Origin of the sequence: Actinomycetospora lutea (assembly GCF_028737205.1) — a bacterium.
In the GTDB taxonomy this organism is placed as follows: Bacteria; Actinomycetota; Actinomycetes; order Mycobacteriales; family Pseudonocardiaceae; genus Actinomycetospora; species Actinomycetospora lutea.
Genome location: NZ_JAQZAL010000005.1, coordinates 199752 through 222307, shown reverse-complemented (window position 1 = coordinate 222307; position 22556 = coordinate 199752). Strand labels below are relative to the sequence as shown.

Genomic DNA, 22556 nt, shown 5'->3' with positions numbered 1-22556 from the left:
AGCCCCAGCCCCGAGCACCCGCTCCGACACCCCACTTTCTTCAGCACTCTCCTAGGTCGTGGCTGCCGCGCCTCCGGTCAGGACATCACCACCAGCGCGCTGCCGGCCGTGACGCGGTCGCCCGGGGCGACGTTCACCGCGTCGACGCGCGCCGCGTGCGGCGCCCGCACGGGCAGCTCCATCTTCATCGCCTCGAGCACGACGAGGACCGCGCCCGCGGCGACGTCGTCGCCGGCCTTCACCGCGACGTCGACGACCGTCGCATCCATCGGGGCGACGGGGTCGCCGGTGGCCGCGGCGGCGCCCGGGATGCCGGCCGACGGGGCGGCGGCCTCGCTCTCGGGCCGCGTCGCCGGCGCGCCGTGCCGCGGGACGCGCAGGGCCAGCGGGCCGCGGTCGGTGGCGAGGCGGACCGTGCGCGTCGCCGAGGGCGTGACCGGGGCGGCGGGCGCCGCCACCGGTGCCCAGTCGCGCTCGACGCTGCCGGTGTCGTGCGCCATCGCCGCGTACCCGGGGCGGTCGAGCACCGTGCGCAGGTAGGACGCGGTGGTGGGCACGCCGGTGACGTCGAGGTCGTCGAGCGCGCCGGCCAGGCGGGCCACGGCCGTCGCGCGGTCGGGGCCCCACGCCAGGACCTTGCCGAGGAGCGAGTCGTACGCGCCGGGCACGGCGTCGCCGGCCTCCACGCCGAGGTCGGCGCGCACCCACGGCCCGCTCGGCACGCTCAGCGCGCTGACCCGCCCCGGCGCCGGCCGAAAGCCCGCCCCCGGGTCCTCGGCGGCGATCCGGGCCTGGACCGCGTGGCCCCGCACCTCGACGTCACCGACCACGGCGGCGAGCTCCTCCCCGGCCGCCAGACGCAGCTGCGCGACGACGAGGTCGACGCCGGTGACCATCTCGGTGACGCCGTGCTCGACCTGCAGGCGGGTGTTCATCTCGAGGAACGCCGGCGCGCCGGTGTCGCGGTCGAGCAGGAACTCGACGGTGCCCGCGCCCCGGTAGCCCACCGCCGCCGCGAGCCGGCGCGACGCCGCGTGCAGCTCGGCGCGCACCGCGTCGGGCAGGTCGGGCGCCGGGGCCTCCTCGAGCAGCTTCTGGTGGCGGCGCTGCACCGTGCAGTCGCGGTCGCCGAGCACGGCCACGGCGCCGTGGTGGTCGGCGAGCACCTGCACCTCGACGTGGCGCGCGCGGGCGACGTGGCGCTCGAGGAACACCGCGCCGCGCCCGAACGCCGCCGTCGCCTCGCGGCCCGCGGCGGCCAGGGCGTCGTCGAGGTCGCCCGGGCCCGCGACGACGCGCATGCCCCGCCCGCCCCCGCCGTGCGCGGCCTTCACCAGCAGCGGGAAGCCGATCCGCGCGGCCGCCTCCCGGGCGGTCCCGGGGGGCACCGGCCCGTCGGTGCCGTCGAGCACCGGCACGCCGGCGTCCCGGGCCAGCGCCCGCGCCCGGACCTTGTCGCCCATCGCCGCGACGACCTCGGCGGGCGGCCCCACGAACACCAGCCCGGCCTCGGCCACCGCCCGCGCGAACCCGGCGTCCTCGGCGAGCAGGCCGTAGCCGGGGTGCACGGCCCGGGCGCCGCCGTCGACGGCCGCGCGCACCACGGCCTCGGCGTCCAGGTAGGAGGTCACGGACACGGCGGCGTCCGCCCGCCGCGTGACCAGCGATCCCGCGTCCACGTCGGTGTGGATCGCGATCGAGCGCAGACCCAGCTCCCGGCAGGCGCGCACGATGCGCACGGCGACCTCACCCCGGTTGGCGACGAGGACCGTGCCGGGCATCGCGACCTCCTGAGGAGTCATCTACCAAACGGCCGGATGGTAGATTACCGTCGCCGCGAGAGCCACGTCACGCCACGCAGGAGGCACCGTGCCAGTCGAGCACGCCGGAGGGCGCGCCAACGGTCACGAGGCGCCCCCGGACGACGCGCCCCGCTCCGGCATGGACGCCGCGCAGGCCGAGCTCGACCGTCGCCGCGCCGCCGCCGAGGCCATGGGCGGCGAGCAGGCGATCGCGCGCCACCACGCGTCCGGCCGCATGACCGTGCGCGAGCGGGTCGCGGCGGTGGTCGACGCCGGGACCTGGTTCGAGATCGGCGCGCTGGCCGAGCCGGAGATCCGGCGCGACAAGCCGGTGCCCGGCGACGCGGTCGTCACCGGGTTCGGCACGCTCGACGGGCGCCGGGTCGGGGTGATCGGCATCGACGCGACGGCGGTGGCGGGCACGACGGCGCCGATCAGCATGCGCAAGCAGGGCCGGCTCATCGAGCACGCCCAGCGCGGCGGCTTCCCGCTCGTGCTGCTCTGCGACGCCGACGGCGGGCGCATGCCCGACGTCATGGGCTGGCGGTTCTCCGGCCTGCCCCTGGACTTCACGAGCTTCCTCGGTGCCACCGACGGCTCCCCGGCCGTCCCGCGCGCGGCGGCGGTCCTCGGCCCGAGCTACGGCGACTCAGCGCTGCACGCCGCGACCGCGCACTACGTCGTCATGACCCGCGGCTCCTCGGTGGCGCTCTCGGGGCCGTCGGTGGTCGAGCCCGCGATCGGCGAGCGCCTGTCCGACGACGAGCTCGGCGGTCCCGGGGCGGCGACGGCCGCGGGCAACGCGCACCTCGTCGTCGACACCGAGCACGACGCCCTCGCCGCGCTCGGCGCGTTCCTGTCCTACCTGCCGTCGAACGCCGCGCGGCCCGCGCCGGTGAGCGAGCCCGTGGCGCCGGCCCGCGCGCCCGCCGAGCTCGCCGACGTGGTGCCCACCGGCGCCCGCGCGGGCTACGACATGCGCGAGGTGCTCGCCGCCGTCGCCGACGCGGACTCGGTGCTGCCCTGGGCCGACGGGTGGGGCCCGAGCCTGCTGTGCGCGCTCGCCCGGATCGAGGGCCGGCCGGTGGGGATCGTCGCCAACCAGCCGCTGGTCCGCGCCGGCGCGCTCGACCCCGAGTCGCTGGCCAAGGAGCACGACTTCGTCGACCTCTGCGACACCTTCGGGCTGCCGCTGGTGTTCCTGCACGACGTGCCCGGCCTGATGATCGGCAGCCAGGCCGAGCGCGCCGGCATCCTGCACGCCTACGAGCGCACGGTGTCGCGCATCGCCCGCGCCGCCGTGCCGCGCGTCGGCGTGGTGCTGCGCAAGGCCTACGGCGGCGGGCACTTCGCCATGGGCGGACGCCCCACCCGGCCGGACTTCCTCTACGCCTGGCCCACCGCCGAGATGGGGTTCATGGCACCCGAGACCGGCATCCGCACCGTGCACCGCCGCGCGCTCGACCGCCTGCTCGACGAGGACGGCCCGGAGGCCCGCGACGCCCGGGCCGCCGAGCTGACCGCCGAGTGGGTCGCCGAGTCCGAGCCGTGGGAGGCCGCCGCGCACCTCTCGCTCGACGACGTCATCGCGCCCGCCGCGACCCGCCACGTGATCGCCACCAGCATCGAGATCGCGTGGGGCGAGCGGCCGCACCGCACGGGCCACCAGGGGGGTCGATGAGCGAGTACACCGAGATCACGGTCAAGGACGACGGCCCGGTGGCGGTGATCCACCTCGACCGGCCCGAGAAGCTCAACGCGCTCACCGAGGCGTTCTGGCCGCAGATGCGCGACGCGCTGTCCCGGCTCGAGGCGTCCGGCACGACGCGCGCGGTGGTGCTCACCGGCGCCGGCGACAAGGCGTTCTCCGCGGGCGGCGACATCGCGGGCTTCGGCGAGCTCGAGGGCACCGCGGCCAAGCGCGCGTTCCAGGCCGACTGCCTGCGCACGTTCGCGGCGATCGAGGAGTCGCCGCTGCCGGTGATCGCCGCGGTCAACGGCTACGCCTTCGGCGGCGGCTGCGAGCTGGCGCTGGCGTGCGACCTGGTGCTCGCCTCCGAGCGCGCGGCGTTCGCCATGCCCGAGAGCGGGATCGGTCTGGTCCCGGGCTTCGGCGTGCTGCGCGGGCCGGCGGTGATGGGCCGGCACTGGACGAAGTGGATGGTGCTCGCCGGCGAGCGGCTCGACGCCGCGACCGCCGAGCGCGTCGGCCTGGTGCAGAGGGTCGTGGCGCACGACGCCCTGCTCGACGAGGCCGTCGCGCTCGGCGAGCGCATCGCCCGGGCCGCGCCGCTGGCCGTGCGCGTCGGCAAGACGATGATCAACCGCGGCGTAGACCGCGGCGAGACGGGCTACTCGCTCGAGGCGGTGACCATGCTGCAGGAGACCGCCGACACCGCCGAGGGCATCGCGGCCTTCACCGAGAAGCGCCCGCCACGGTTCGAGGGGCGGTGAGGGAGACGAAGCGCAGCGGAGCTCGACCCGGCAAGACCGTGGAGCCCTTCATCGCCCTCATGCGCCGCTACGTCGTCGACTACACCAACTCCCACGACCTCGCGGTGTGCGACGAGATCATGGAGCCCGACTACGTCCTGCGCATGGGCCCGCACGAGGTCGCCGGCCGCGACGAGGCCTACAAGCCCGCGACGCGCCGCCAGCTCGAGCAGTTCCCGGGGCTCGGGCTGACCGTCCACGACGTCGTCACCGACGGGGAGCGCCTGGCGCTGCTGTTCTCCGAGCACGGTGCCTCGGTGCGCCACGACGGCGCCGTCGCGGCCTGGCGCGGCCTCGGCCTCTACGCGTGGAACGGGACGCGCCTGACCGCCAACCGCGTCGAGCAGGACTACCTCGCCCGCCGCCGCCAGCTCGCCGACGGCGTCCCGGACGTCGTGCCCCCGCCGGCCCCCGCGCCCTGGGACACCCCGGCGCGCGAGCCCGACACCGCGGTGGAGAAGGTGGCCCGCGCCTGGGCGGAGCAGGGGGCGCCCGCGGTCGGCGAGGTCGTGCTCGACGACGGCCGGGACCCGTCGGCGCTGGTCGAGGCCGACGAGGTGGTCGTCGACGACCTGTTCACCGCCGGCGACCGGGCCGCCCTGCACGTCACCGTGCGCGGCGCCTACCGCGGCGGCCTGCCGGGCCTCGACGAGCACGTCGGGGCTCTGGCGACGCTGCACGCCGCCGCGCTCGTCACCGTGGCGGACGGGCACGTGGTCGCCGGCCAGGTCGTCCGCGACCGGCTGGGACTCGCGAAGGCGCTGGGGGGTCGCTGATGCCCCGCGTCGGCCTCTACCTCGACCTGCGCATCCCGCCGGGCACGCGCGGCGCCGACGTCTACGCGCGCACGCTCGACCGCGTCGCCGACGCCGAGCGGCGCGGGCTCGAGGCCGCGTGGGTCACCGAGCACCACGGCTTCGCCGACGGGTACCTGCCCGCGCCCCTGACGGCCGCGGCGGCGATCGCCGCGCGCACCCGCACCCTGCGCGTCGGCACCGCGGTGGTGATCGGGCCGATGCTGCCTGTCGAGACGCTCGCCGAGCAGGCCGCCGTGGTCGACCTGGTCTCGGGCGGGCGGCTCGAGCTCGGCGTCGGCGCGGGGTGGAGCGCCGCGGAGTTCGCCCGCGTCGGCGCCGACCACCGCGCCCGCTACACGACCCTGGAGGACCAGCTGCGCCGCCTGCCCGGGCTGTGGGCCGACGGCACCGTCACGCCGGCGCCGGTGCAGGACCCGCTGCCGACGTGGGTCGGGGCGCGCGGTCCGCGCGGGGCGCGGCTGGCCGGGCGCGTCGGCGCCGGGCTGCTGTGGCTCGACCCGGCGCTGCTCGCGCCGTACGCCGAGGGCCTCGCCGCCGGCGGCCGGACGCGCGGTCGCCTCGGCGGCCTGGTCAACGTGCTGCTCGCCGACGACCCGGACGCCGCGAAGGAGGAGGTCCGCGCGGCGGCCCGGCGCAACCGGGCGTCGTACTCCGGCAACGACGACGCGGCCGCCAACAGAGCAGATGGTCCGGCTCCGCTCCGCTCCGCGTCCGGGGGCGACGCCACCTTCCCGAGGCTCACGGTGCGCACCGCCGACGACGCGGTGGCGGCGATCCGCGAGCAGCTGGCCCCGCTGGTCGGGACATACCCCGTCACCGACGTCTTCTGCTTCGCCGACCTGGGCGGGCTGCCCGCCGACCTCGTCGACCGCCACCTCGAGCTGGTCACCGACGTCCTGCGGCCCGGCCTCGCCGATCCCGTGCCCGCCCTCGGAGGTGTGACGTGACGGTCGATCTCCCCGACGACCTGCTGGCGCCCGACGCCGTGCGCGACCCCGACGCGGCCGCCGCGGTGCTGCGCGAGCACGACCCCGTGCACTGGAGCCCGACCCACCGGGCCTGGCTCGTGACGCGCTTCGACGACGTCGTCGCCGCGTGCCGCCACCCCGCACTGTCGTCGGATCGGGTGCGGCCGCTGATGGAGCGCCGCGAGCCGTCGCACGACGCCTCCCACCGCATGCTCGCCCTGATCAGCGAGTGGATGGTGGTCACCGACCCGCCCGCGCACACCCGCCTGCGGCGCCTGGCCGGGGCGGCGTTCAAGCAGCAGCAGATCGCCGCCATGGAGGAGCGCATCCAGACCCTCGTCGACGAGCTGGTCGACGGGTTCCTGGCCGACCAGGGCACCGACCTCCCCCGGGATCTCATCGCGGGCGTCGCCTACCCGCTGCCCGCCATCGTCATCGCCGAGATGCTCGGCGCGCCGCCGGAGGACCGCGACCGGTTCCGGGAGTGGTCCGACGAGCTCGCCCTCGTCGCGTTCGGCGCCGGCGGCGACGCGCGCCCCGACCGCCACGAGCGCGCCCTGCGCGGGCTCGAGGAGATGGCGGCCTACTTCCGCGAGCTGGTCGCGCTCCGCCGCCGCGACCCGGGCGGCGACATGCTCTCGGCGATGATCGCGGGCGACGGGTCCGACACGGACGGTCTGTCCGACGACGAGCTCGTCGGCATGTGCGCGCTGCTGCTCTTCGCGGGGCACGAGACGACGACCAACGCGATCGCCAACGCGATCCGCCTGCTCACCGCCGACCCCGCGCTGCGCGACCGCGTGCGCGACGACCCGGCGCTGGTCAACCCGGCCGTCGAGGAGGCGCTGCGCCTGGTCGGGCCGATCAAGGTGCTGGTGCGCTGGGTCATCGAGGACCACGAGCTGCGCGGGCGCACCATCCGCCGCGGCGAGCGCGTCTACCTGCTGCTCTGCGGCGCGAACCGCGACCCCGAACGCTTCGCCGACCCGGATGCCGTCGACCTCGCCCGCGAGCGCGCCACGCACATCGCGTTCGGGCGCGGCATCCACGCCTGCATCGGCGCCCAGCTCGCGCGCATCGAGACCCGCATCGCCGTCGGCACGCTGCTGCGCCGGCTGCCCGGTCTGCGGGTCGAGGGCGAGCCGGAGTACCTGCCGACGATCGCGTCGCGGGCGCAGCGATCGCTGACGGTGGTGCACGACGGCGTCGCCGCGGGGAGCCCGCGATGACGCGCGCGCGGGTGACCACGCTGCACGAGCTGGTCGACGAGTCCGCCGCCCTCGACCCGCACGCCGAGGCCCTCGTCTTCGCCGACGGCGAGCGGCTCACCGTCGGCGCGCTCGCCGAACGCTCCGTGCGCCACGCCGCGGCGCTGCTCGCGCTCGGCGTCACCGCGGGCGACCGGGTGGCGCTGCTGCTGCCCGCGTCGGCCGACCTCGTCGCGCTGCTGCTCGCGGTGACCCGCGTCGGGGCGGTCGCGGTGCCCGTGAACGCCCGCTACCTGCCCGACGAGGTGCGTCACGTGGTCGTGCACTCCGGTGCCGCGCTCGTCGTCACCGCGTCGCCGTCGACGCCCGGCGCGCCCGACCTCGACGACCTCGCCCGCCGCGCCGTCGACGCGGGGCCCGCGCCGGAGCTGCGGGCGCTGGTGACGCTCGCGGAACTGGGGGATCACGACACGGGACCCGTCGCGCCCGATGTCGACACGGCCCAGGCCGGCACCCGTGTCCGCGACGCCGCCGTGCTCGTCTACACCTCCGGCACGACCGCGGCGCCGAAGGGCGCGCTGCTCTCGCACGAGGCGCTCGTGCGGCTCGCGGCCGGGATCGCCGAGCGGATGGCGCTCACGCCCTCCGACCGCATCTGGACCGCGATCCCGCTGTTCCACGGCGGCGGCATCACGTTCGCGCTCGCGGCGCTGACCGCGCGCGCCGCGTTCGTCCACCCCGGCTTCTTCGACCCGACCACCACGCCCGCGCTGCTCGAGTCCGAGCGGGTCACCGTGGCGCTCGCGGCCTTCGAGACGATCTGGATGCCGGTGCTCGACCGCCCCGACTTCACCGACCGCGACCTGCACCGGATCCGGCTCGTCATGGCCGTCGGGGTGCCCGAGCGGCTGCGCACGATGGCCGACCGCGTCCCGCAGGCGGTACACGTCTCGTGCGTGGCGATGACCGAGTCGTCGGCGTTCCTCGCGCTGGGCCGGATCGACGACCCGCTCGACGCCCGGCTGACCACCGGCGGCCACCCGATGCCGGGGATGAGCGTGCGCGTCGTCGACCCGGAAACGGGTGCCGACCTGCCGCCCGACACCCCGGGCGAGCTGCTCTTCCGCGGACCGACGGCGTTCGACGGGTACTTCCGCGACCCCGAGGCCACGGCCGCGACGATCGACGCGCAGCGCTGGGTGCACACCGGCGACGTCGTCACCGTCGACGCCGACGGCCGGGTCACGTTCCGCACGCGCCTGAAGGACATGCTCAAGGTCGGCGGCGAGAACGTGTCGGCCGCCGAGATCGAGAACCACCTGCTGACCCACCCCGCGGTCGGCGTCGTCGCCGTCGTGGCCGCGCCCGACGCCCGCTACGTCGAGGTGCCCGCCGCGTTCGTCCAGCTCGCGCCGGGCGCCACCGCGACCGCCGAGGAGCTGATCGCCCACTGCGTCGGGCGGATCGCGAGCTTCCGCGTGCCGCGCTACGTGCGCTTCGTCGACGCGTGGCCCATGTCCGGCACGAAGATCCGCAAGGTCGAGCTGCGCGGCCGGATCGCCGAGGAGCTCGCGGCCGCGGGCATCACCGAGGCGCCGCGGGTCGGCGCGTGACGGCACCCGCGCCCGAGGCGCTCGCCGGCCGCCGCCTGCCCGGCGGCACCTGCCGCGTCGAGGGCTACGAGAGCCTGCTGATGCACGACGCCGTGCGCGCCCCGCGCGACGAGCACCCGCACCCGATCTGGGCGTTCCTCGCCCCGCAGCGGGGGATGGGGATGACGCTGGCGGGGCTGTTCGACAGCTTCGGGTGCCGGCTGGAGGACGGCCCGTTGCTCGGGCGGTTCGGGGCGCGCCTCGCCGGGCCGCTGGTGCTCGACGTCGAGCACGAGGTGCGGGGCGGCATCACCGCCGTCCGGCGCCGGCGGGGGCGCGTCCTCGGTGTGGTCGACGAGGTGGAGATGGTGCTCGACCTGCGCCGCGACGGCGCCCCGGTGCTCACCGCGACCTACGGCTTCCTGCTGCCGCGGCCCGGGGTGACCGACGCGCCCGCGGCCGACCGGCCTCCGGAGCGGACCGCGGAGAGCACCGAACACCTCGGATCCCCGATCACCGTCCGCGCCGACGAGATGAAGCTGCTGGCGCTGCTGCTGCGCGACCCGAACCCGATCCACCTCGACCCGGACGCCGCCGCCGCGGTGGGTCTCGGGCGCGCCTGCGTCAACCAGGGCCCGGCGAACCTCGCCTACGCCCTGACCCACGTCACCGCGCGGCACCCCGGCGCGACGCTCGCCGCGTTCGACGCCCGCTTCCGCGCGACGGTCGTGGCCGGCGACGTCGTCACCCCGGTCGCGTGCGACGACGGCCGGTTCGCCCTGCGGCACGCGGACGGACGCGACGCGGTCACCGGGACCGCGCGGTTCTGAGGACGGGAGGTCCGGCATGGGACGGGTCGAGGGCAAGGTCGCCCTGATCACCGGGGCCGCGCGCGGCCAGGGACGCTCGCACGCGCTGCGGCTGGCGCAGGAGGGCGCCGACGTCGTGCTCGTCGACGCCTGCACCCCGATCCCCAGCGCGCCGATCTCGATGCCGGGCGAGGACGACCTGGACCGGGTCGCCGAGGAGGTCCGTGCAGCGGGCCGGCGCGCGATCGCCCACGTCGTCGATGTGCGCGACACCGGCGGGCTGGCGAAGGTCGTCGACGACGCCGTCGGCACCCTGGGGCGCCTCGACGTGGTCTGTGCGAACGCCGGCATCTTCGCGACCGCGCCGGCCGTCGACACCGACGACGCGCTGTGGGACGAGACCCTCGCGATCAACCTGACCGGGGTCTTCCGCACCGTGCGCGCCGCGGTCCCGCCGATGATCGACCGGGGCGAGGGTGGCTCGGTGATCCTCACCAGCTCCACCGCCGGGCTCAAGGGCGTGCCCAACACGGTCGCCTACGCCGCGGCCAAGCACGGCGTCGTCGGGGTGATGCGGGTGCTCGCGAACGAGCTGGCCCGCCACCGGATCCGGGTGAACTCGGTGCACCCCACGGGCGTCGACACCGACATGATCCGCAACGAGGCGACCTACCGGCTCATGGTGCCCGGCGAGGAGCACCCGACCTCCGAGCAGGCCGAGCCGGTGTTCCGGTCGGTCAACGCGCTGCCGGTGCCGTGGGTCGACGCCGCCGACGTCAGCAACGCGGTGCTCTGGCTCGCCTCCGACGAGTCCCGCTACGTCACGGGGGTGACCCTGCCCGTCGACGCCGGCGCGACGGTGAAGTGAGCGCTCCGCATCCGGATGCTCGCGGACCGTTGTGATGGAGAGCACCACGAAATAGACTACCGACCGTTTGGTAGCGAGGAGCGGAGGCCCATGGCTCTCGACGACGCGAGCACGGCGCTGCTGATGCAGCTCGGGGAGAGCGGCCTCCCGCCGATCAGCGACATGACCCCGGAGCAGGCCCGCGCCCTCGGGCCGGCGCTCGCCGAGATGTACGGGCCCGGGCCGGACGTCGAGGACGTCGTCGAGCCGGCGGACGCGCCGGTGCCGGTGCGCGTGATCGTGCCCGCGGGCACGCCGCGCGGCGTCGTCGTCTACTACCACGGCGGCGGCTGGGTGATCGGGGCGCTCGACGAGTTCGAGACGCTCGGCCGCACCCTCGCGGTGCGCACCGGCTGCGTCGTGGTGCTCGTCGACTACCGGCTCGCGCCCGAGCACCGCTACCCGACCGCGGTCGACGACGCGTGGGCCGCGCTGCGCTGGGTCGACGAGCACGTCGAGACCCTGGCCGGCGCGCGGGACACCGAGCGCAGCGGAGCCGGACCATCGGGTCGGCTGCCGGTGATCGTCGCCGGCGACTCGGCGGGCGGCAACCTCGCCGCCATCGTCGCCCGCCGCGCCCGCGACGCCGGCGGTCCGGCGATCACCGCGCAGGTGCTCGTCTACCCCGTCACCGACGCGAACGTCGACCGGCCGTCCTACACCGACCCGGCCAACCAGCTCATCGTCAGCCGCGGCGCCATGATCTGGTTCTGGGGCCACTACGTCCCCGACCCGGCGCTGCGCGGCGAGCCCGACGCGTCGCCACTGCGCGCCGAGGACCTCGGCGGGCTGCCGCCCGCGGCGGTCCTGCTCGCCGAGCACGACCCGCTGCGCGACGAGGGCCAGGCCTACGCCGAGCGCCTGGCGGAGGCCGGCACCACCGTGTCGACGCTGCTCGTGCCCGGCCAGATGCACGGCTTCTTCACCCTGCTCACGCTGCCCGGCGCGGCCGTGGGCATGGACTTCGTCGTCGAGGAGATCGCGAAGCACCTCGCGCCGACCCCCTGACGTCCGTCACCGGAGGTGACCCGTGACCGCTCCCGCCACCCCCGTCCGCCGTGTCGACGCGCTCGTCGTCGGCGCGGGCCTGTCCGGGCTCTACATGCTCCACCGCTTCCGCGGACTCGGGCTCGACACCGTCGTCCTCGAGGCCGGCAGCGACATCGGCGGCACCTGGTTCTGGAACCGCTACCCCGGCGCCCGCTGCGACGTGGAGAGCATGGAGTACTCGTACTCGTTCTCCCCGGAGCTCGAGCAGGACTGGGACTGGACCGAGAAGTACCCGACGCAGCCGGAGATCCTGCGCTACATCCACCATGTCGCCGACCGGTTCGGCCTGCACGACGGGGTGCGGCTGGAGACCCGCGTGGCGTCCGCGCACTACCGCGACGCCGAGGGCCGGTGGACGGTCACGACGGAGGCGGGGGACCGGTACGACACCGAGCAGCTGGTGATGGCCACCGGGTGCCTGTCGACCTCGAAGCTGCCCGAGATCCCCGGCGTCGAGCGCTTCGCCGGCCGCACGTTCCACACCGCGCACTGGCCCCACGAGGAGGTCGACTTCACCGGCCGGCGGGTGGCGGTGATCGGCACCGGATCGTCGGGCATCCAGGCGATCCCGCTGATCGCGGAGCAGGCCGCCGACCTCACGGTGTTCCAGCGGACGGCGAACTTCAGCATGCCGGCCAACAACGCCCCGCTCTCGGAGCAGGCGCAGGCCGAGCGCAAGCGGGGGTACCGCGAGCACCGCGAGGCCGCGCGCACGTCCGGGTTCGGCATCCCGGTGCCGGAGGCGACGCGGTCGGCGCTGGAGGTCGACCCGACCGAGCGGCACGCCCAGTACGAGAGCGTCTGGGGCCGCAACCTCGTCGGGATGCTGACCTCGTACACCGACAGCATCGTGGACCCGGCCGCCAACGAGACCGCCGCCGAGTTCGTCCGCGAGAAGATCCGGGGCATCGTCGACGACCCGGAGACCGCGGAGACGCTGTGCCCGCGCGACCACCCGTTCGGCACCAAGCGCCCGTGCCTCGACAGCGGCTACTACGCGACGTTCAACCGGGAGACCGTGCACCTGGTCGACCTCAAGAAGACCCCGCTGACCGAGATCACCGAGCACGGGGTGCGCACGTCGGAGGCGGAGTACGCGGTGGACGACATCGTCTTCGCCACCGGCTTCGACGCGATGACGGGCAGCCTGGCCGCGATCGACATCCGCGGGCGCGCGGGTCGGCCGCTGGCCGACAAGTGGGCCGACGGGCCCGTGACGCACCTGGGCCTGCAGGTCGCCGGGTTCCCGAACCTCTACATGATCACCGGTCCCGGCAGCCCGTCGGTGCTGTCGAACATGATGGTGTCGATCGAGCAGCACGTGGACTTCGTCGCCGACACCGTCGCGCACGCCCACACCCGCGGCGACACGGTGGTCGAGTCCACCGAGGAAGCCGAGCAGGGGTGGACCGACCACGTGCGCGAGGTCGGCGACTACACGCTCTACCCGCAGGCGGACTCCTGGTACATGGGGTCCAACGTGCCGGGCAAGCCGCGGGTGTTCATGGCCTACATCGGCGGCGTCGGGGCCTACCGCGCGCACTGCGAGCAGCTGGCCGCCGACGGCTACCCGGGGTTCGCGTTCTCGGCGCGCTAGCCGAGGTCGACGACGAGCGCGGCGACCTCGCGCAGCTTGATGTTGTGGTTCTGCGAGAGCCGGCGCAGCAGGGCGAACGCCTCGCCGTCGTCGCGGCCGCGCGCCATGAGCAGGCCCTTCGCCTGCTCGATGACCGCGCGCGACTCCAGCGCGGTGCGCAGCTCCTCGGTCAGCTTGGTCATCGCGGCCTGGCGGGCGAGGGCGGCGAGCGCGGTCGAGGCGAGGTCGGCGGCGAGGCGGGCGACGGGGCGCACGACGTCGAGGTCACCGGCCGGGTCGGTGGCGTAGAGGTTGAGGCTGCCGAGCACCTCGTCGCCGGCCGAGAGCGGCACGACCAGGCAGGAGCGCACGCCGAGCTCCGCGGCGCACGTGGCGTAGGGCGGCCAGGTGCGGCCCGCCGTGGCGTCCACGAGGACCGCACGGTGCTCGCGCAGCGCGAGCGGCACGGGCCCGACGCCGCCGGCGTACTGCACGTCCTCGAGGGCGGTGAAGCGCGCGACGTCGCGGCGCACCGAGCGCGGGACACCGTCCCGCAGGAGCGTCACGCCGTGGCCGGCGACGCCCGGCAGACCCGGCAGGGCCTGCTCGACGGCGGCCACGGCGAGCTCGTCCGCGACGTCGGGGGCGGCGGTCGCCGGCTCCTGCGCGAGGCGGTCGAGGACGCCCGCGACGGCGTTGAGCCCCCGGTCGACGGGGGCCGACGGGCGGGCTCGCGGGCATGCACTCACTCCAGGGGAATCGACCCCGAGCGCGACGCGCCGGGGCAGCTCCTCCGGTGGCGTGAGCGTCTCAACCACCGTGTCTCGGCCGCGCGAACCTACTGGACATGCCGATGTGAGCGAACGTCGGGGCCATGGCCCCGACGTTCGCTCACAGGGGGTGGGTCAGGCGAAGCCGTCGGGGTCGGTGCGGACGGTCTCGTAGGTGCCGTCGGCGTCGGTGTCGATGGCGGCGGTGTCGAAGTCGCCGTCGTCGTCGGTGTCCATCATGATCGTCTCGCCGTGGCCGTCGGCGTTGGTGTCGACCACGCCGGTCTCGAAGGTGCCGTTGTGGTCGGTGTCGGCGACGACGGTGTCGACGCGGCCGTCGCCGTCCTCGTCGGTGGAGGTGGAGGCGAGGTGGCCGTGCTCGTCGAGCTGGTAGGTGCCGACCACGGTGCCGTCGGCCTCGTAGATGTTGCCGTCGGCGGCGAAGTGGCGGTCGCTGGTGTCGGCAGTGTCGGCGCTCATGGTCGGTGCTCGCTCTCTGTGGGTGCTCGGTGCCCTCGTGGTGGGCGTTCGGCCCTCGTGGTGGGCGTTCGGCACTGTGACGGTGCGGGCGGGGCGGGATGTTCCCCGGGGAGCAGGGAAATCTCTCCGCGAACCGGCGACTACGCCCGGTGGCGGACGCGGAATGTGCTCGGCGGCTCGTGGAACGTCCCCTTGAACGCCCGGCTGAACGTGGCGAGGTCGCCGAAGCCGCAGCGCAGCGCGATGTCGGTGACCGAGAGGTCGGCGAGCCGCGGGTCGGCGAGCTCCCGCTGCCCGTGCTCGAGGCGCCGCCGGCGCACCAGCCGCCCCACCGTCGTCGACGCCTCCGCGAACGCCCGGTGCAGCTGGCGGGTCGACACGAAGAGCGCCCGCGCGATGGTCTCCGGGCCGAGCTCGGGGTCCTCGAGGTGCTCGGCGACGTAGGCCTCCACCCGCGCGCGCAGGTCGGCGACGCCGCGGGGGCCGGCGAGCCGGTCGTCGTGCAGGGCCTCGCCGGCCACGGTGCCCAGGAGGTCGGCGAGCTCGGTGGCCAGCCGCGCACCGGCCACCGGGGAGAGCTCGGGCGGCGCGGCCACCACGTCGGCGAGCGTGCGGCCGACGATGGCGCCGAGGCGGTCGCCGCCCAGGGCGCGGGCGGTGACGGCCCGCGACGTGTCGCGCCCGATGCCGACGAGGTCGCGGGGCCAGGTGAACACCAACATCCGCCAGTCGCCCCGGAACCGCCACGCGAACGGCCGCCCCGTCTCGTAGATCGTGTAGGCGCCGGGGCCGAGCAGCGCCTCGCGACCGTCCTGGCGCACCACCGCCTCGCCGCGCGCGATGAGGCCGACCTGGAGGTAGTCATCGGGGTCGTGACGCGCCAGCCCCGGCGTGCGCACGCACTCCTGCCCGGTCGAGTCGACGGTGGCCACCGCGAGGTGCCCGACGAGGCTGCTGCGCACCGCGCCGTCGAACGGGTCGTCGGGCTCGGCGTTGACGTCGAGCGCCACGAAGTGCTCGCGCAGGAGGTCGCGCCAGCCGTCCAGACGGTCGGCGCGCCCGTGCACCTGCGGCGACCCCGGCGCGCGCGCCACCGTCGTGCGGGGCCGGGGGAACGGCCCCACGGGGCGGGCGGTGGTCGCCACGAGCGGCTCCCGGGAGGGGAGTGAACGGGGGCGGGGGACGGTGGTCGCTCGACGCTAGGGAACCGGTGGCCCGCTGGTCAACGGGGCGCGATCCGTCGCGGAGCGACAAGCGCCCGACACCGGTGGGTGGTCACGCTGTCACCGGCGGTCGCCCCGCCCCTCGGGGCGACCGCCACTCCACCAGGACACAGCCCGAGACCACCACCCCGGGAGCTGCCGTGACCGCGCTCGACGACCTGCCGCTCACGCCCACGACGACCACGGTGCGCGCGGCGTGTCCGCACGACTGCCCCGACACCTGCGCGATGACGGTGACCGTCGAGAACGGCGTGGCCACCGGCGTCCGCGGCGACCCCGAGCACCCGATCACACGCGGCGGGCTGTGCGTCAAGGTCAACAACTACCAGGACAAGGTCTACAACCCCGACCGCGTCCTGCACCCGCTGCGCCGCACGGGACCCAAGGGCAGCGGGGCTTCGAGGAGATCACCTGGGACGAGGCGCTGGAGACCATCGCGTCGACGTTCCGGGCGAAGATCGCCGAGCACGGCGCCGAGACGGTCATGCCGGTGAGCTACCTCGGCACCCAGGGCATCCTCAACGGGCTCTCGGTCGGTGACGCGTTCTTCCACCGTCTCGGCGCCACCATCACCGAGCGGACCTACTGCGACTCGGGCTCCTGCACCGCCTACGCCGCCACGATCGGCGCGACCGCGGGCGTCGACCCCGAGAGCATCGTGCACTCCCGCTACATCATCATCTGGGCCTGCAACATGGTCTCGACCAACCTGCACCTGTGGCCGATCGTGGCCGAGGCGCAGAAGCGGGGCGCGAAGGTCGTCGTCATCGACCCCGTGCGGCACAAGACCGCGCGGCGCGCCGACTGGTACATCCCGATCCGGCCCGGCACCGACGGCGCGCTCGCGCTCGCGATGATGAACGTGATCATCAGCGAGGGCCTCACCGACGAGGACTACGTCCGCGAGCACACCGCGGGCTACGAGGAGATGGTCGAGCGCGCCGCGCAGTACACGCCGGAGTGGGCGTCGCAGGAGACCGGCATCCCCGCGGAGGACATCCGCACGCTGGCCCGCGAGTACGCCACCACCGATCCCTCGCTCATCCGCATCGGCGTCGCGATCGAGCGGCACGCGGGCGGCGGGCAGACGGTCCGCTCGATCGCCTGCCTCCCGGCCCTGGTCGGCGCCTGGCGCCACGTCGGCGGCGGGCTGCTGCAGCTCCCGCTGTGGGCGCACCCGGTGAACTGGCCGGCCTTCATCCACCCGGAGATGGCGACGCCGGGCACCCGCGTCGTCAACCAGTACCTGCTCGGGCGGGCGCTGACCGGCGAGGGCGGGGCGAGCGGAGCGACGGGGAACGACGGAGTGCTGGACCCGCCGATCTCGGCGCTCGTGGTCTACAACTCGAACCCCATGGTGGTCTGCCCCGAGCAGGAGAAGATCGCGCGCGGGCTGGCCCGCGAGGACCTGTTCACCGTGGTCAGCGACCACGTCCTCACCGACACCGCGCGCTACGCCGACATCGTGCTGCCGGCGACGACGCAGCTCGAGCAGCACGACATCATGTTCAGCTGGGGGCACTTCTACGTCACGCTGAACACCCCGGCGATCGAGCCGCTGGGCGACGCGATCCCCAACACCGAGCTGTTCCGCCGCCTCGCCGCGGCCATGGGCTTCGACGACGAGTACTTCACGCTCACCGACGAGCAGCTGCTCGAACAGTCCTACGACTGGTCCGCGCCGGCGATGGAGGGCATCACCCTGGAGTCGCTGCGCGAGACCGGCTGGGCGCGGCTCAACCTGCCGAGCCCCGACGAGTACCGCCCGCACGCCGAGGGCGGGTTCCCGACGCCGTCGGGGAAGACCGAGTTCCGGTCGTCGGCCCTGGAGGCGGCGGGCAACTTCGTCGTCCCGCTGTTCCGCCAGCTCTGCGAGGAGTACCAGCCCGGCGGGGTCGTCGACCCGCTGCCGCACTACGTGGCGCCGCGCGAGACCGGCGACAGCCACCCGCTGAACCTGCTCTCGCCCAAGTCGCACGCGTTCCTCAACTCGAGCGCCGGGGACCAGGCGATGCAGAAGCGCGTGCAGGGCGAGCAGATGGTGACCCTGCACCCCGCGGACGCCGAGGCCCGCGACATCGTCGACGGCACCTACGTGTCGGTCTACAACGACCGGGGTCGGTTCGTGGCGCTGGCGCGCGTCAGCGACGAGGTGGCCCCGGGCGTGGCGGTGGCGCCGATGGGGGCGTGGCCGAAGAACGCGAAGGACCAGAGCACGGTCAACGCGGTCAACCCGTTCGTCTTCGCCGACCTCGGCAACGCGCCGACGTTCTCCGACACCCGGGTGGAGATCGCGCCGGTCTGAGCTGCCCGTCCGCCTACCGGGCGGCCAGGACCTCCGGGACCTGGTCGCCCGGGGCGCGGGGCGCGGGCGTGGTCACCGGCGGCGGCGACGCCGCGTCGAGCGCGGCGGAGATCCGGCGCGCGGCACGGTCGGCGACGTCGGCGACCTCGTCGGCGTCCCGTCCCCGCCCGACGGCCCGGAAGAGCTCGGCGACCGCGGCGATGGCCGCCGGCGAGAGCGTCACGCCGCCGCCCGGGACGGCGCGCGGGGCGAGGGCGGCCGCGGCCCGGGTGCAGGCCGCGCCGGGCGCGATCTCACCGACCCCGGACACGGACCGACTCCGGGACGTCGGCGGCCACGGTGGCCGCAGGGGTGTCGCGCCAGACGCGCTGGAACGAGCCGGCCTTGGCGGTCGTGCTCTTCTCGGTGCGCGTCCCCTTGGCCCGCGTGTCGGTGCGGCCGAGGTCGGGTCGCTTCGTCTCGATGCGCGCCACGTCGGCGCGCCAGTGCAGGTGCCACATGGGCGGGGTCCTCCTCGTCCGCCACCGGGACCCGTGGTCGCGCGCCCGTACGGGCTAGGGCGCCGGCGCTCACGGAGGGTCGACCGTGGCTCGCGGACTGAACACGGCACCCGCGATGGTGGTCCAGATCACGCACCGCTCGCCATGCGAGCGAAGTCTGAACCGAAACAGCACCGTATCGGCTGAGGGTTCCTTCACCGGTGGTCCACCGGCTGCTCATCACCCGGTCACGGTGGCGAGCAGGACGCCGTCCCAGCCCTTGCGGTCGACGACCTGCAGCGCGGTCGCCCCCGCGAGACGCGGGTCGGCGTCGACGAGCTCGACCACCTCGCGCACCCCGCGCACGGTCGCGGAGTCGTCGCCGGGGTCGGCGACCCGCCCGCCGCGCACGACGTTGTCGACGACGACCAGCGCGCCCGGGCGGCACAGCGGCAGCGCGGCGCGGACGTAGCCCGCGTTGTTCTCCTTGTCGGCGTCGACGAACACGAGGTCGAGGGGCCCGGGCACCGTCGGCAGGGTCTCGAGGGCGGGACCGAGGACGATCTCGACGCGGTCGCCCACCCCGGCCCCGTCGACGCACGAGCGGGCGACCTCGGCGTGGTGCGGGTCGATCTCGAGGGTCGTGACGAGGCCCCGCGCGCCGACCGCGCGGGCGAGCCAGATCGTCGAGTAGCCGCCGAGGGTGCCGACCTCGAGCACCCGCCGCGCGCCCGCGAGCCGCGCGAGCAGGGCCAGGAACGCGCCCTGGGCGGGCGCGACCGCGATGTCGGGCAGGCCGGCGCCGCCGGCCCGCTCGCGCGCCGCGCGCAGGGCGTCGTCCTCGAGGTGCAGGTGCTCGGTGAACCAGGCGTCGACGTCGTCCGCGGTGGGGCTCATGGGTCGACCGTAGGCGCGGGGCGCAGCCCCAGGAGGCGCTCGAGCACGCGGTACCGGAGCACGAGGCTCAGCGTGACGAACCAGAGCACGGTGCCGATGAGGGCGGTCCTCACCACCGGTGGATCCGGGGCGGTCAGACCGAAGTAGGCCCGGGTGGACGGGACCAGCAGCACGACGGCGAAGGCCACGAACAGACCGAGCGCCAGCCAGAGGGGCCGACGGTCGTCGCTCACGGGCGCCCAAGCGGTGAAGATCCTGTGTGGTGGCTTGAGCAGCAGGATGAGGATCAGCGACGTGGTTGACACGAAGATCGAGAGCCCGGACTGGGCGCCCAGGGTGGCCGAGGCCTCCACGAAGTCGGCGTCGACGCCGTAGGTGAGCCCGGTGTAGCTCTCGAAGAGCTCGACCGCCCGCGGGAGCGGCGTGCCGGACAGCCCGGTGGTGACCCTCCGGTAGAGGAAGGCGTAGATGGCGGTCGCGAAGCCCGCGGTGAGCACCCCGACCGGGATGACGAACCGCGCGAGCGAGACCAGCAGGTCCTCGGCGGGCGGCGCCGGGCGGGCCCACATCGTGAGGAAGAACGTCGGGACCCCGACCGTGAACAGCGTCAGGCCCACCTGGGTGGGCGTGTAGGGGAAGCCGAGCCCGAGCAGCGTCACGGTGAGGATGACGAGCATCTGCGTGGCCACGCGCGACAGGAACAGGTACATCGACGAGCTGACGCCCGCGATGATCCGCCGGCCCTCGGTGCGCGCGGGCGGCAGCGTCGTGAACGAGTCGTCGAGCAGCACGATGTCGGCGACGTCGCGGGTCACCGAGCTCCCCGAGCGCATCGCCACCCCGACCTGCGCGGCCTTGAGCGCCCGGGCGTCGTTGACGCCGTCGCCGACCATCGCGACCTGGTGCCCGCGCCGGCGCAGCGAGGCGACGATCTGTTCCTTCTGCTCCGGGGCGATCCGGCCGAAGACGCCGTGGGTGTCGACGGCCTCGTCGAACGGCTCGCCCTCGAGCGCCGCGAGCTGCGGCCCGGCGATCGCGGGGGCGTCGAGCCCGGCACGGCGCGCGAGGGCGGCCACGGTGTCCGGGTCGTCGCCCGAGATGACCTTGACCGCGACGCCCTCGGCGCCCAGGTCGGCGAGGACGTCGGTGACGCCGTCGCGCAGCTCGTCGGCCAGCGCCACGAGGGCGACGCCGCGCAGGCGGGGCAGGTGCGGGTCGCCGTCGGGGGCGCGCAGGCCGTGCTCCGACCGGGCGAGGACCAGCACCCGCAAACCTTGGTCGGTGCGCCGGCGCACGGCGTCCTCGGCCGCGAGCGCGGGGTCGGTCAGCGCAGGGCGCAGGGTCGAGGGCGCGCCGAGCACGAGGGACGTGCCGTCGGCCAGCGTGATCCCGCTCCAGCGCAGCGACGAGCGGAACTCCACCTCGTCGACGACCTCGACCGGCTCGCCGGGGAGCGTGCCGTCGGCGGCGAGGGCGGCGGTGGTGGCGTTGGTCGCCGACACGGACCGGGCGAACGTGCCCAGGAGCCGCCGCGCGCCCGCCGCGTCCGTCTCATCGGGTCGAGCTCCCCTATCGGTGTGCTCGTCTGATCGCTCCGTCTCCCGCCCCTCGGGCACCACCTCCGCGAGGGTGAGCCGTCCGCTGGTCAGCGTCCCCGTCTTGTCGGTGCACACGACGTCGACGCGGCTGACCGCCTCGACGGCGTTGGTGCGCTGCACCAGGGCGCCGCGCCCGGCGATGCGTGCCGCCCCCACGGTGTAGGCCACGGCGATGAGGAAGAACAGGCCGTAGGGCACGAGGCCCGACAGGACCGCGGACGTCTGGACGAAGCGCAGCACCGTCGATCCGTCGAGGGCGGCCTGGGCGAGGATCGCGCCGCTCATCAGCACCACGAGCAGGATGAGCAGGCGCACCACCAGCTCGATGCGCCTCTGCAGCGGGGTCAGCACCGTCGTGTCGGCGCGGGCGGCGAGCGTCAGGCGCCCCGCGTGGCTCTCGGCGCCGACGGCCGCGGCGCGCTGCAGGCCCTCGCCGCCCGCGCACGAGCTGCCCGAGAGCAGCGGATCGCCGAGGGCCTTGGCGATCGGGTCGGACTCGCCGGTCAGCAGCGACTCGTCGGCCTCCACCCGGCCCGCGACGAGCGGCCCGTCGACGACGATCTGCTCGCCGGTGCGCACGCGCACCAGGTCGCCCTCGACGACCTCGCCGGGCGCGACCGTCCGGTCCGCGCCGTCGCGCACGACCGTGACGGGCTCGCGGGCGAGCAGCTGGAGCCGGTCGAGCTGCCGCTTGGCGCGCAGCTCCTGGACCGCGGCGAGCGCCGCGTTGATGATCCCGAGACCCACGCTGACCAGCGCGTCGCTGTAGCGCCCGAGGACGAGCAGCGCGAAGCCGATGACGAACAGCGTGTTGTTGTAGAACGAGAAGACCGTCGTGCGCAGGATGCGGCCGGTCGTGCGGCCCGATCCCGAGACCGGGTTGTTCGCCCGGCCCCGTCGCGCGGCGTCCTGCGCCTGCGCCTCGCTGAGCCCCTCGAGCGTCGCCGCCTGTCCCACGGGGGCATGATCCCGTCCCTTCCTGGTGCGGAGCTGAAGGGGCGGCCGGGGATCCCCGGTCAGGGCTCCGTGGGGTCGTCGTCCCCGGACCGGATCGCGCCGAGGGCCTGCTCGAGCGACCGCCACACCTCCGCCGCGGGGACGGGGCTCTCGAGCACCTGGCCCTCGGGGGCCGGTCCGAGCTCGAACCAGATCCGGTGCCCGCCGCGGTAGGGCTCCTCGCCCCAGCCGCGGGCGAGGGCCGCGTGGGGGAGGCCGTGCGTCTCGCCCCGCGCGACGGGGCGCACGGCCGATCCGTCGGCGATGCCGACCCGCAGCACTTCGTCGGCGAGGCTCAGCTCGAGGACGAGGCTGGTCTCGTTCCCGGCGTGGGCGACCACGTCGCTCGTCAGGTCGTCGACGAGCACCGCGAGGTCCTCGACGGCCGCGGGTGCGCTCCAGGCCGTGGCGAGGGCCAGGGTGATGGTCCGCGCGTCCCGGACGGTGAAGGTCGTCGTCGGCAGGTCGACGGTTGCGGTGAGTGTTGACATGGGCGTCCGATCTCCGGCGCTGGGCACCAGGACACTCGCTCGGAGCAACGCGTCGGAGGGTACAACGCCTGCTCTCCACAGAGTGTCACACACT

21 protein-coding genes are annotated in these 22556 nt (G+C 75.1%); 12 read left to right on the top strand and 9 right to left on the bottom strand.

The annotated features are described in order from the left end of the window. Positions 1-77 precede the first annotated feature (77 nt). Positions 78-1781, bottom strand: coding sequence for an acetyl/propionyl/methylcrotonyl-CoA carboxylase subunit alpha (locus PHK61_RS08395; protein WP_274280522.1), 1704 nt, complete (start codon positions 1779-1781; stop codon positions 78-80). An 88-nt stretch (positions 1782-1869) separates the two neighbouring features. On the opposite strand from PHK61_RS08395, the gene PHK61_RS08390 reads away from it, so the two are divergent. The 10 genes from PHK61_RS08390 (at position 1870) to PHK61_RS08345 (ending at position 13244) form a co-directional block, all read left to right on the top strand. Then, a complete protein-coding gene (locus PHK61_RS08390; protein WP_274280521.1) occupies positions 1870-3483 on the top strand; it encodes an acyl-CoA carboxylase subunit beta in 1614 nt (537 codons plus the stop codon). Further along, complete coding sequence (locus PHK61_RS08385) at positions 3480-4256, top strand: enoyl-CoA hydratase/isomerase family protein (protein WP_274280520.1); 777 nt, start codon at positions 3480-3482, stop codon at positions 4254-4256. Before PHK61_RS08390 ends, PHK61_RS08385 begins: the two co-directional genes overlap by 4 nt. Beyond that, the gene (locus PHK61_RS08380; protein ID WP_274280519.1) at positions 4253-5071 is read left to right on the top strand and encodes an ester cyclase; all 819 of its coding nucleotides are present in this window, start codon (positions 4253-4255) and stop codon (positions 5069-5071) included. The genes PHK61_RS08385 and PHK61_RS08380 overlap by 4 nt, the downstream gene beginning before the upstream one ends. Next, entirely contained in the window at positions 5071-6060 is a 990-nt protein-coding gene (locus PHK61_RS08375) for an LLM class flavin-dependent oxidoreductase (protein ID WP_274280518.1), read from the top strand. The genes PHK61_RS08380 and PHK61_RS08375 overlap by 1 nt, the downstream gene beginning before the upstream one ends. Next, complete coding sequence (locus PHK61_RS08370; protein WP_274280517.1) at positions 6057-7310, top strand: cytochrome P450; 1254 nt, start codon at positions 6057-6059, stop codon at positions 7308-7310. Before PHK61_RS08375 ends, PHK61_RS08370 begins: the two co-directional genes overlap by 4 nt. Then, entirely contained in the window at positions 7307-8902 is a 1596-nt protein-coding gene (locus PHK61_RS08365; protein WP_274280516.1) for a class I adenylate-forming enzyme family protein, read from the top strand. The genes PHK61_RS08370 and PHK61_RS08365 overlap by 4 nt, the downstream gene beginning before the upstream one ends. Continuing rightward, on the top strand, positions 8899-9711 hold the full coding sequence (locus PHK61_RS08360; RefSeq protein ID WP_274280515.1) for a MaoC family dehydratase: 813 nt from the start codon (positions 8899-8901) through the stop codon (positions 9709-9711). Before PHK61_RS08365 ends, PHK61_RS08360 begins: the two co-directional genes overlap by 4 nt. A gap of 16 nt (positions 9712-9727) precedes the next feature. Further along, positions 9728-10558, top strand: a complete 831-nt coding sequence (locus PHK61_RS08355; protein ID WP_274280514.1) for a mycofactocin-coupled SDR family oxidoreductase — start codon at positions 9728-9730, stop codon at positions 10556-10558. 90 nt (positions 10559-10648) lie between these two features. Beyond that, positions 10649-11605, top strand: a complete 957-nt coding sequence (locus tag PHK61_RS08350; RefSeq protein WP_274280513.1) for an alpha/beta hydrolase — start codon at positions 10649-10651, stop codon at positions 11603-11605. A gap of 22 nt (positions 11606-11627) precedes the next feature. Then, on the top strand, positions 11628-13244 hold the full coding sequence (locus PHK61_RS08345; RefSeq protein WP_274280512.1) for a flavin-containing monooxygenase: 1617 nt from the start codon (positions 11628-11630) through the stop codon (positions 13242-13244). On the opposite strand, the gene PHK61_RS08340 is transcribed toward PHK61_RS08345, so the two are convergent. The 3 genes from PHK61_RS08340 to PHK61_RS08330 all read right to left on the bottom strand — a co-directional run bounded on the left by PHK61_RS08340 (position 13241) and on the right by PHK61_RS08330 (position 15618). Continuing rightward, positions 13241-14041 carry a GAF and ANTAR domain-containing protein gene (locus tag PHK61_RS08340; RefSeq protein ID WP_274280511.1) on the bottom strand — a complete coding sequence of 267 codons (801 nt, stop codon included), beginning with the start codon at positions 14039-14041 and terminating at the stop codon, positions 13241-13243. The genes PHK61_RS08345 and PHK61_RS08340 overlap by 4 nt on opposite strands. 87 nt (positions 14042-14128) lie before the next feature. Then, positions 14129-14473, bottom strand: coding sequence for a hypothetical protein (locus PHK61_RS08335; RefSeq protein ID WP_274280510.1), 345 nt, complete (start codon positions 14471-14473; stop codon positions 14129-14131). A 140-nt stretch (positions 14474-14613) separates the two neighbouring features. Next, entirely contained in the window at positions 14614-15618 is a 1005-nt protein-coding gene (locus tag PHK61_RS08330) for an AraC-like ligand-binding domain-containing protein (protein ID WP_274280509.1), read from the bottom strand. 218 nt (positions 15619-15836) lie between these two features. On the opposite strand from PHK61_RS08330, the gene PHK61_RS08325 reads away from it, so the two are divergent. Together PHK61_RS08325 and PHK61_RS08320 are read left to right on the top strand one after the other, a co-directional pair. Further along, positions 15837-16190 carry a hypothetical protein gene (locus PHK61_RS08325; protein ID WP_274280508.1) on the top strand — a complete coding sequence of 118 codons (354 nt, stop codon included), beginning with the start codon at positions 15837-15839 and terminating at the stop codon, positions 16188-16190. After that, a complete protein-coding gene (locus PHK61_RS08320; protein ID WP_274280530.1) occupies positions 16103-18001 on the top strand; it encodes a molybdopterin-containing oxidoreductase family protein in 1899 nt (632 codons plus the stop codon). The genes PHK61_RS08325 and PHK61_RS08320 overlap by 88 nt, the downstream gene beginning before the upstream one ends. 13 nt (positions 18002-18014) lie before the next feature. On the opposite strand, the gene PHK61_RS08315 is transcribed toward PHK61_RS08320, so the two are convergent. The 5 genes from PHK61_RS08315 to PHK61_RS08295 form a co-directional block, all read right to left on the bottom strand. After that, positions 18015-18311, bottom strand: coding sequence for a hypothetical protein (locus PHK61_RS08315; RefSeq protein WP_274280507.1), 297 nt, complete (start codon positions 18309-18311; stop codon positions 18015-18017). Continuing rightward, positions 18295-18501 (bottom strand): hypothetical protein, encoded by a 207-nt coding sequence (locus tag PHK61_RS08310; RefSeq protein WP_274280506.1) that lies wholly within the window; start codon positions 18499-18501, stop codon positions 18295-18297. Before PHK61_RS08310 ends, PHK61_RS08315 begins: the two co-directional genes overlap by 17 nt. 219 nt (positions 18502-18720) lie before the next feature. Next, on the bottom strand, positions 18721-19377 hold the full coding sequence (locus PHK61_RS08305) for an O-methyltransferase (RefSeq protein ID WP_274280505.1): 657 nt from the start codon (positions 19375-19377) through the stop codon (positions 18721-18723). After that, positions 19374-21932 (bottom strand): HAD-IC family P-type ATPase, encoded by a 2559-nt coding sequence (locus tag PHK61_RS08300; RefSeq protein WP_274280504.1) that lies wholly within the window; start codon positions 21930-21932, stop codon positions 19374-19376. Before PHK61_RS08300 ends, PHK61_RS08305 begins: the two co-directional genes overlap by 4 nt. A gap of 59 nt (positions 21933-21991) precedes the next feature. Next, positions 21992-22462 carry a hypothetical protein gene (locus PHK61_RS08295; RefSeq protein ID WP_274280503.1) on the bottom strand — a complete coding sequence of 157 codons (471 nt, stop codon included), beginning with the start codon at positions 22460-22462 and terminating at the stop codon, positions 21992-21994. Between the last annotated feature and the right edge of the window lie 94 nt (positions 22463-22556).